Genomic DNA, 9,791 nt, shown 5'->3' with positions numbered 1-9,791 from the left:
CTTGTCGCCATAGCCGAGCGACGTCTCGCCATCGCTCAGCCGCGTGTAGCCGAGTGGCTTCAGGGCAGCGTCGTAGAACTTCCGGGTACGCGCGATGTCGGCAACGCCGAGGGAAACATGGTCGAACATGGCGATTCCTCTTCATGACAATATAACCGGTTATATGGTTACTCTGGGAGCCATCCTTGTCAACCGCACAACCGGTTAGTAAGTCCCGGCGATGAATCGGCCCGACCTCTGCCTGGAGTTCGCCAACACGCGTTACTGGCGCGGACAGGACACGCCCACTGAGACGCTGAACGCGCCGACAGACCTGGCGACCTGGACCAAGGCGCCCAAGCCTCCCTCGCAGAAGGAATTCGAGCGGGCGCTGGAATTGCGCGAGACCATCCATCGGCTGTTCGATGCCGTCGCCCAGGCCAAGGCGCCCGCCGGTCGCGATTTCGAGGGTCTGAATGCAGCGCTCGCCGCCGCACCGGCGCGCCAGACTCTGAAGCGCGGCAAGGAGACGTTCGACTGGGAGGTCGACATGCGATCGGGCACGGCGCTGGCCCTGCTCGCACCCGTCCTGTGGTCGGCGGGTGACCTGCTGGCGAGCGGCAAGCTGGATAAAGTCCGGCGCTGCGCCAACCCCGAGTGCCTCTACCTGTTTCTCGACGAGAGCCGGGCCGGCAAGCGGCGCTGGTGCACCATGTCGTCCTGCGGCAACCGTGCCAAGGCGCGGCGCCATTACCACAAGAGCAAGCAGGCATAGAAAAGGGCCCCGACGAAGGGGCCCTTGTTACTGCGGCGTGGGCTTCCGCGCCTCGGAAGGCGCTACCGCCTACCGGCGCATGCGAATGCGCCTTAACGCAGGATGCTTTGCAGCTTCATGGCGACGCCCATGTCGCCTTCGATCTTGAGCTTGCCGGTCATGAACGCACTCATGCCATCGAGCTTGCCCTCGATCAGGTCGGCGAAGTCGCTGAAGTCCATCTTGATGGTGCAGTCGGCGGCCGTGTCTTCGTTGGTAACGGCGGGCGGGTTCTGGTTGCCGTCAATGTGGACGACGCCCTGATCCGTGGCGAACTTGACGCTGCTGCCAAAGGCCGACTTCTTCGAAGCGCCTTCCTTCATTTTCGCGGTGATTTCCTGCAAGGTCATGAGCGAGTTCCTCCGGTCGGCAATGGTCTGGGGGATTACTTGACCTTTACGTAAACGTCAACTACAGGCCGGTAAACGGTCGTTCAATCGGAGGAAACATGACCTATCGCTCGGTCTTCAAACCGGGGTTGTTTGAGGGCCGGACGGTCATCGTGACCGGCGGCGGCAGCGGCATCGGCCGTTGCACGGCTCACGAGATCGCGGCGCTGGGCGCCCACGTCGTCATCACCGGCCGCAAGCAGGAAAAGCTCGACACGGTGAAGGCCGAAATCGAGGCCGCAGGCGGTACCTGCGAGACGCATGTCTTCGACATCCGCGAGGAAGCCCAGGTCAAGGAGGCGGTCGCCGCGATCGTCGCGAAGAACGGCCGCATCCACGGCCTGTTCAACAATGCCGGCGGCCAGTTCCCCTCGCCTGCCGCATCGCTCAGCGCCAAGGGCTTCGACGTCGTGGTGCGCAACAACCTGACGGGCGGCTTCATCGTCAGCCGCGAGGTCTTCACCCAATCGATGCAGAACCACGGCGGATCGATCGTCAACATGACGGCCGACTACCGCAACGGCTTCCCCAACATGGTTCACACTGGCGCCGCGCGCGCCGGCATGGCGAACCTCACCATGACCTTGGCCTTCGAGTGGGCAGCGGCCGGCGTACGCGTGAACTCGGTGGCGCCGGGCTGGATCGCCTCCTCTGGCATGGACACCTATAGCGGCGACTTCAAGGAACAGATCCCGAAGCTCAAGGGCCATTGCCCGCTCGGCCGTCTCGGCACCGAAAGCGAAGTCTCCGCGGCCGTCTGCTTCCTGTTGAGCGACGCCTCGGCCTACATCACCGGCACGGAAATCCGTATCGACGGCGGCGTGCCGCTCGCCAATCGCTCGGTCGACTTGCCGGCCACCGACAGATCGAAGCCGTTCGACGGCTTCCATCTCGCCACGACCCCCAAGGTCCTGGGCGGCTGAGGACGACATGCCGATTCTCGAGAGCCAGATCGACCGCAACAGCGACGAGTTCAAGCAGAACCGCGAGCGCATGCTCGCCGCCATCGCCGAGTTCCGCGAGGCCGAGGCGAACGTCCAGGCGGCCTCCGAAAAATCGCGCGAGCGCTTCGCCAAGCGCAAGCAATTGATGCCACGCGAACGCATCGCCCTACTGCTCGACCGCGGCGCGCCATTCCTCGAGCTGATGCCGCTGGCCGGCTACCGCATGCACGACGACAAGGACGGATCGAGTGCCGGTGGCGGCTCGGTTGCTGGCATCGGCTATGTCGAAGGCGTGCGCTGCATCGTGACGGCATCCAACAGCGCCATCAAGGGCGGCACCGTCGCGCCCTCGGGCCAGCGCAAGGGCCAGAGGGTCCAGCAGATCGTCATGGAGAACAAGCTGCCGGTCGTGAACCTGGTCGAGTCTGGCGGCGCCAATCTGCTCTACCAGGCCGAGATCTTCGTGCCCGGCGGCCGCGGCTTCGCCAACCAGGCACGCATGTCGGCGCGCGGCATCCCGCAGGTCACCGTGGTGCACGGCTCCTCGACGGCGGGCGGCGCCTATCTTCCGGGTCTCAGCGATTACGTCATCATGGTGCGCAACCAGGCCAAGGTGTTCCTGGCCGGGCCTCCGCTACTCAAGGCCGCCACCGGCGAGATCGCGACCGACGAGGATTTGGGCGGCGCGGAGATGCACGCCACCGTCTCAGGCGTCGCCGAATGGATGGCCGAGAACGATTCCGACGGCATCCGCATGGCGCGCGACGTGATCGCCACATGGCACTGGAACGACCGGCTGCCGCCGCGCGTCGAGCGGACGTTCAAGGAGCCGCTCTACGACGTCGAGGAGCTGTGCGGCGTCGTCCCACCGTCGCACAAGGATCCCTACGACGTGCGCGAGGTGATCGCGCGCCTGGTCGATGGCTCGGACTTCCTCGAATTCAAGGCCCTGTTCGACCAGCAGACGATCTGCGGCTGGGCCGCCATCGAGGGCGAGCCGGTGGCGCTGATCGGCAACAACGGCCCGATCACCGCCAAGGGCGCCGTGAAGGCCGCCCAGTTCATCCAGCTCTGCTGCCAGCAGGGCACACCGATTGTCTATCTGCAGAACACGACCGGCTACATGGTCGGCACCGAAAGCGAGCGTGGCGGCATCGTCAAGCACGGCTCCAAGATGATCCAGGCGGTCGCCAACGCGACCGTGCCCCAGATCACCATCGTGATCGGCGGCAGCTTCGGCGCCGGCAACTACGGCATGTGCGGCCGCGCCTTCGACCCGCGCTTCATCTTCGCCTGGCCCAACAGCCGCACCGCCGTGATGGGCGGCGAACAGGCGGCCGGTGTCATGAAGACGGTCACCGAGCAGAAATTCCTGCGCGAGGGCAAGGAGCCGCCCACGGAGCAGATCGACAAGATGTTCAAGGGCATCGTCGACCAGTTCGAGCGCGAATCGACGGCGCTCTACGGCACCGCCCACCTCTGGGACGACGGCATCATCGATCCGCGCGACACGCGGCGGGTCCTCGCTTTTACTCTTTCCATCGCGCGCGAATCACTCGTGCGACCGCTCAATCCCATCTCCTTCGGCGTGGCCCGGATGTAGGGCAAGGATGTAAGCATGAAGTTCACCCCCGAGCATGAGGCGCTGCGCCAGACCTGGAAGACGCTGATCGATCGCGAGATCAATCCCTATGTCGACCAGTGGGAGAAAGAGGGCCAGTTCCCGGCCCACGAACTGTTCAAGAAGATGGGCGATGCCGGCCTGCTGGGCGTCGACAAGCCGGTCGAGTTCGGCGGCTCGGGCCTCGATTTCTCCTACGCCATGGTCTGCGCCGAATCGCTCGGCCTGGTGAACGGCGGCTCGATCCCCATGGCGACCGGCGTGCAGATCTCGATGGCGACGCCCGCCCTCGCCCGCTACGGCAGCGACGAACTGCGCCAACAATTCCTCGTCCCCTCGATCAGCGGCGATTACGTGGCCTGCCTCGGTGTCTCCGAGACCGGCGCCGGCTCCGACGTCGCCTCGATCAAGACGACGGCGCGCAGAGTCGGCGGCGACTGGGTGATCAACGGCGGCAAGATGTGGACGACCAACGGCGCCCAAGCCGACTGGATGTGCCTGCTGGCCAGCACAGACGACGGGCCCGCCCACAAGAACAAGTCTCTGATCATCGTGCCGATGAAGACCAGGGGCATCGAGATCGCCAAGAAGCTCGACAAGCTCGGCATGCGCGCCTCCGACACGGTCCAGACCTTCTTCGACGAGGTGAAGGTGCCGGTCCATTACACGATCGGCCAGCCGGGCATGGGCTTCACCTATCAGATGCAGCAGTTCCAGGAGGAGCGGCTGTGGGCGGGCGCCGGCTCGCTCAACACCTGCGAGCGGCTGATCAACGCCACCATCGAGTACACGCGCGAACGCAAGGTCTTCGGCAAGCCGCTGCTCGACAACCAGGTGATCCATTTCCGCCTGGCCGAGCTCAAGAGCGAGGTCGAGGCGCTGCGCTCCATCGTCTACCGCGCCTGCGAGGACTATCTCGCCGGCAAGGACGTCACCATGCTGGCCTCGATGGGCAAGCTGAAGGCCGGCCGCCTGCGCCGCGAAGTCTCCGACGCCTGCCTGCAATACTGGGGCGGCGCCGGCTACCTCTGGGACAATCCGGTGGCCCGCGGCTACCGCGACGGCCGCCTCGGCTCGATCGGCGGCGGCGCCGACGAGGTCATGCTGCAGATCATCTCGAAGCTGATGGGCACGCTCCCGCGGCTGGGCAATCGCTAGGAGCCTGCCATGCAGTTCACCCAGGAACATGACGAGATTCGCCGCACGCTGCGGGCGATCATCGATCGGGATATCAATCCGCATGTCGACCAGTGGGAAGAGGACGGCATCTTCCCGGCGCACGAGGTCTTCAAGAAGCTGGGCAACGCCGGCCTGCTCGGCATCAACAAGCCCGCCGAGTATGGAGGCATGGGACTCGACTATTCCTACGCCATGGTGATGGCCGAGGAGCTGGGTCACATCCATTGCGGCTCGGTGCCAATGGCGATCGGCGTTCAGACCGACATGGCGACGCCGGCACTGGCCCGCCACGGCAGCGACGAGCTGCGCCGCGAATTCCTCGCCCCCTCGATCGCCGGCGACTATGTCGCCTGCCTCGGCGTCTCCGAGGTTGGCGCGGGCTCAGACGTCGCGTCGATCAAGACGACGGCGCGCAAGGTTGGCGGCGACTGGGTGATCAACGGCGGCAAGATGTGGACGACCAACGGCACGCAGGCCGACTGGATGTGCCTGCTCGCCAGCACCGGCGAAGGCCCGATGCACAAGAACAAGTCGCTGATCTGCCTGCCAATGAAGACCAAAGGCGTCGAGGTCGTGAAGCAGCTCGACAAGCTCGGCATGCGCTCCTCCGACACCGCGCAGATCTTCCTCGACGAAGTGAAGGTGCCCGTGCGGAACCTGATCGGTCAGGAGGGCATGGGCTTCATCTACCAGATGCAGCAGTTTCAGGAGGAGCGGCTGTGGGGCGCCATTAGCGCCGTGGTCGGCATGGAACGGCTGATCGACCAGACCATCGAATATACCCGCGAGCGCAAGGTGTTCGGCCGCCCCCTGCTCGACAATCAGGTGATCCATTTCAAGCTGGCCGAGCTGCGCACCGAGATCGAGCTGGTGCGCTCGCTCTGCTACCGGGCCTGCGAGGAGTATCTCGACGGCGCCGACGTCACGATGCTGGCCTCGATGGCCAAGCTGAAGGCCGGCCGCATGGTGCGCCTGGTGACCGACGGCTGCCTGCAATACTGGGGCGGCGCCGGTTACCTGTGGGAATCGCCGACCGCCCGCGCCTTCCGCGATTCGCGCCTCGCCTCGATCGGCGGCGGCGCCGACGAGGTGATGCTGCAGATCATCTCCAAGCACATGGGCACGCTGCCCCGTCTCGAAAACCGCTGAGCGCCGGAGTTCCCATGGCCGAGTTCGCCGACAAGTACGAAGCCCTCCTCCTGCGCCGCGAACGCTCGCGTCTCTACGTCACGCTCAACCGGCCCGAGGTGAAGAACGCGCTGAACCCGACGCTGATCGAGGAGCTGAAGTCGGTGTTCGGCATCCTGCGCGACCGTCGCGACCTCAAGGTCGTGATCCTGCGCGGTGCCGGTGGCACTTTCTGCGCCGGCGCCGACCTCAAGAACATGGAGCAGAGCTTCACCGACAAGCCCAAGCCCGGCGAGAAAGACCCGATCGCGGTCTGGAACCGACAGTTCGGCGCCTTCCTGGAAATGCTGAACGGCACGCCCCAGGTGGTCGTGGCGGCGGTCGAGGGTTACGCCATCGCCGGTGGCTTCGGCATTCTCTGCGTCTCCGACGTGGCGATCTGCACCGAGGGCACGGGCTTCGCGATGAGCGAGACGGCGATCGGCATCGTGCCGGCCCAGATCGCACCCTTCGTCGCCCAGCGCATCGGCGTGCCGCAGACACGGCATCTGGCGCTCACGGCGGCGCGCTTCAAGGGGCCCGAGGCGCTGCGGCTCGGCATCGCGCATTATCTGGTCGCCGATTCTGCCGCCCTCGACGCAAAGCTCGAGGAAGTGCTGAAGCAGATCGACAAGTGCGCCCCCATCGCCAACGCGCTCACCAAGCAGGTGGTGATGAAGGTCGGGACCGAGCCGCTGTCGGCCGTGCTCGACTTCGCCGCCGACAAGTTCGCCGAGGCGCGCCGCGGGCCGGAGGCTTCGGAGGGACTACGTGCCTTCGCCGAGAAGCGGCCGCCGCGCTGGGCCGTCGAGTGATGACCTTCAGCAAGGTCCTGGTCGCCAATCGCGGCGAGATCGCCTGGCGGGTGATGCGGACCGCCCGGGCAATGGGCTATCGCACCGTCGCGGTGTACTCCGACGCCGACAAGGACGCGCCGTACGTCGCCTACGCCGACGAGGCGGTCCGTATCGGCCCGCCGCCCGTGGGCGAGAGCTATCTCAGCATCGATCGCATCCTGGAGGCCGCGCACAGGAGCGGCGCCGACGCGATCCATCCGGGCTACGGCTTCCTGTCGGAGAACGAGGCCTTCGCCATGGCTTGCGAGAAAGCAGGCCTCACCTTCATCGGCCCGCCGCCGGCCGCCATTGCCGCGATGGGCAACAAGGCGGCCGCCAAGCGGCGCATGATCGACGCTGGCGTCCCCTGCGTGCCGGGCTACCAGGGCGCCGACCAGAGCGATGCCAATCTCGAAGCCGAGGCGCGCAAGATCGGCCTGCCGGTCATGGTCAAGGCCGCGGCCGGCGGTGGCGGGCGCGGCATGCGGCTCGTCGAGCACGACGGCGATCTGCTGGAGGCGATCCGCACCGCACGCACCGAGGCCGAAAGCGCGTTCGGCTCGGGCGAGCTGATCCTCGAAAAGGCCGTCGTCGACGCGCGCCATGTCGAGATCCAGGTGTTTGCCGATTCCCATGGCGACGTCATCCATCTCGGCGAGCGCGACTGCTCGGTGCAGCGTCGCCACCAGAAGGTCATCGAGGAAGCCCCCTCGCCCGCCGTCGATGCCGGATTGCGCGATCGCATGGGCGCCGCGGCCGTCGCCGCCGCACGGGCCATCGGCTATCGCGGCGCAGGGACGGTCGAGTTCCTGCTGGGCGCCAATGGCGCCTTCTACTTCCTGGAGATGAACACCCGCCTGCAGGTCGAGCATCCGGTGACCGAGGCGATCACCGGCCTCGACCTGGTCGAGTGGCAGCTCCGCGTCGCGCGCGGCGAGCACCTGCCGCTCAGTCAAGACCAGGTGACTTTCACCGGCCACGCCATCGAGGTGCGCCTGTACGCCGAGGACGCCTATGCAGGCTTCCTGCCGCAGACCGGACGCATCGACGTATGGCGGCCGGCGACCGGCCCCGGCGTGCGCATCGACCATGGCATGAAGGACGGGCTCGCGATCTCGCCCTACTACGATCCGATGATCGCCAAGGTGATCGCCCACGGCGCCACCCGCGAGGAAGCGCGTGTGCGCCTGATGAGAGCGCTCGCCGAAACGGTCGTGCTCGGGCCGATCACCAACCGGCATTTCCTGATCCGCCTGCTGGAGCATCCCGATTTCGCCGCCGGCGAGGCCACGACCTCCTTCCTCGTGAAGCGCCAGTTTCCCGCACCCGAGATCGGCGAAGCCCATTGGACGACCGCCGCCCATCTCCTGTGGCAGGCCTCGGCGCAAAAATATCCGGCGTCGATGCGCGGCTGGCGCAACTCCAACCCGGAGCCGACGCCGATTCGGCTAGCTGCAGGCGGCAAGGAGCGCCTGATACAGGTCCGCTCGGCCGATCCCGTTGAGGTGCCGTGCCACATCGACGGCAACGACATCGTGGTCGACCTCGACGCGCTCACCGTACGCTTCACCGACAAGACCTATGCTCCACCGGAGACCGCGGCGGCCGGCAGCGACGGCAAGCTGCGCGCGCCCATGGACGGGCGCATCGTCGCCATCAAGGTGGCGGCGGGCGACGAGGTCAGCCGCGGCCAGACCCTGATCGTGCTGGAGGCCATGAAGATCCAGCATCAGCTCAAGGCGGCACTCGACGCAAAAGTCGAAGGGATTTCCGTCCAGGAGGGCCAGCAGGTTTCCAACCGGACCGTGCTGGTGACGATGGAGCGCGCCGCGAGTTGACGCTAGTCTCCTCCCAACAAGAGAAGTTCTGGGAGGAATTGCCATGCTGCGTAGAGTTGCGCTCGCCTTGCTCGCCTTGCTCGCGGTGGCCGCTGCCGGCCCCGCGTTCGGCCAGGCCTATCCCACCAAGCCCATCAACCTGATCGTGCCCTTCGCGGCCGGCGGCCCGACCGACGTGATGGCGCGCATCGTCGGCGAGCGCATGGCCAAGGAACTCGGCCAGCAGATGGTGATCGACAACGTCACCGGTGCTGCCGGGTCCATCGCCATGGGCAAGCTCGCCCGCTCGACGCCCGACGGCTACACGATCGGCATCGGCCATCTCGGCACCAACGTCGTGAACGGCGCCATCTACAAGAATCTGAACTACGATCTGATCAACGACCTCGAACCGATCGCGCTCCTGCCCTCCAACCCGCTGCTGGTCGTGACCTCGAACCAGGTGCCGGCCAAGGACCTCAAGGAGCTGGTCGCCTATCTCAAGGCAAACGCCGACAAGATCTCGGGCGGCACGGCGGGCCTCGGGTCGGGCTCGCATATCGGCGCGCTGGCCTTCTTTGCCGTGACCGGCACCAACTACCAGCTCGTGCCCTATCGCGGCACCGGCCCCGCGGTGCAGGACCTGATCGCCAACCAGATCCAGGTCATGATCGACCAGTCGTCGAATTCGCTGCCGCACATCCGCGCCGGCAAGCTCAAGGTTTATGCCGTCACGGCCAAGCAGCGCACCGCCGCAGCGCCGGACATCCCGACGACCGCCGAAGCCGGCTTCCCCGGCATCGAGGTCGCGATCTGGCACGGCCTGTGGGCGCCCAAGGGAACGCCCAAGGAGATCGTCGACAAGCTCAATGCCGCTGCGATCAAGACACTTCAGGACCCCGAGATCCGCAGCAAGCTCGAGAATCTCGGCCAGGATATCCCGACGCCGGAGCAGATGAAGTCGGATGCGTTCGGCGCCTACCAGAAGGCGGAGTTCGCCAAATGGAAGCCGATCATCGACAAGGCCGGCGTGAAGGTGGAGTGA

General features: G+C 66.1%; 9 protein-coding genes and 1 pseudogene. 8 read left to right on the top strand and 2 right to left on the bottom strand.

Features of this window, described 5'->3' with window-relative positions:
* Window positions 1-129 (bottom strand): annotated as a pseudogene (locus tag ACT6UX_RS19245) (VOC family protein); the annotation flags it as partial.
* A gap of 91 nt (window positions 130-220) precedes the next feature.
* Between ACT6UX_RS19245 and ACT6UX_RS19240 the strand changes: the two are divergent.
* Window positions 221-754: a CGNR zinc finger domain-containing protein gene (locus ACT6UX_RS19240; protein WP_444776763.1), complete on the top strand. Its 534-nt coding sequence runs from the start codon at window positions 221-223 to the stop codon at window positions 752-754.
* Between the two features lie 92 nt (window positions 755-846).
* Here the strand turns inward: ACT6UX_RS19240 and ACT6UX_RS19235 are convergent, their stop codons facing one another.
* Entirely contained in the window at window positions 847-1,143 is a 297-nt protein-coding gene (locus ACT6UX_RS19235) for an SCP2 sterol-binding domain-containing protein (protein WP_422015251.1), read from the bottom strand.
* Between the two features lie 98 nt (window positions 1,144-1,241).
* On the opposite strand from ACT6UX_RS19235, the gene ACT6UX_RS19230 reads away from it, so the two are divergent.
* From ACT6UX_RS19230 to ACT6UX_RS19200, 7 genes are read left to right on the top strand one after another with little or no spacing between them, the layout of a single operon-like run.
* Window positions 1,242-2,105 (top strand): SDR family oxidoreductase, encoded by an 864-nt coding sequence (locus tag ACT6UX_RS19230; RefSeq protein WP_444776762.1) that lies wholly within the window; start codon window positions 1,242-1,244, stop codon window positions 2,103-2,105.
* A 7-nt stretch (window positions 2,106-2,112) separates the two neighbouring features.
* On the top strand, window positions 2,113-3,729 hold the full coding sequence (locus ACT6UX_RS19225; RefSeq protein WP_444776761.1) for an acyl-CoA carboxylase subunit beta: 1,617 nt from the start codon (window positions 2,113-2,115) through the stop codon (window positions 3,727-3,729).
* A gap of 15 nt (window positions 3,730-3,744) precedes the next feature.
* Window positions 3,745-4,905 (top strand): acyl-CoA dehydrogenase family protein, encoded by a 1,161-nt coding sequence (locus tag ACT6UX_RS19220; RefSeq protein WP_444776760.1) that lies wholly within the window; start codon window positions 3,745-3,747, stop codon window positions 4,903-4,905.
* A gap of 9 nt (window positions 4,906-4,914) precedes the next feature.
* Window positions 4,915-6,075 carry an acyl-CoA dehydrogenase family protein gene (locus tag ACT6UX_RS19215; RefSeq protein ID WP_444776759.1) on the top strand — a complete coding sequence of 387 codons (1,161 nt, stop codon included), beginning with the start codon at window positions 4,915-4,917 and terminating at the stop codon, window positions 6,073-6,075.
* 14 nt (window positions 6,076-6,089) lie between these two features.
* Window positions 6,090-6,908, top strand: coding sequence for an enoyl-CoA hydratase/isomerase family protein (locus ACT6UX_RS19210; protein ID WP_444776758.1), 819 nt, complete (start codon window positions 6,090-6,092; stop codon window positions 6,906-6,908).
* A complete protein-coding gene (locus tag ACT6UX_RS19205) occupies window positions 6,908-8,767 on the top strand; it encodes an acetyl/propionyl/methylcrotonyl-CoA carboxylase subunit alpha (protein ID WP_444776757.1) in 1,860 nt (619 codons plus the stop codon). Before ACT6UX_RS19210 ends, ACT6UX_RS19205 begins: the two co-directional genes overlap by 1 nt.
* Before the next feature lie 46 nt (window positions 8,768-8,813).
* The gene (locus ACT6UX_RS19200) at window positions 8,814-9,791 is read left to right on the top strand and encodes a Bug family tripartite tricarboxylate transporter substrate binding protein (protein ID WP_444776766.1); all 978 of its coding nucleotides are present in this window, start codon (window positions 8,814-8,816) and stop codon (window positions 9,789-9,791) included.

It is taken from the genome of Reyranella sp. (assembly GCF_052439685.1).
Taxonomy (GTDB): domain Bacteria; phylum Pseudomonadota; class Alphaproteobacteria; order Reyranellales; family Reyranellaceae; genus Reyranella.
The sequence above is the reverse complement of the archived record's forward strand: the minus strand, read 5'-3'. Positions and strand labels throughout refer to the sequence as shown.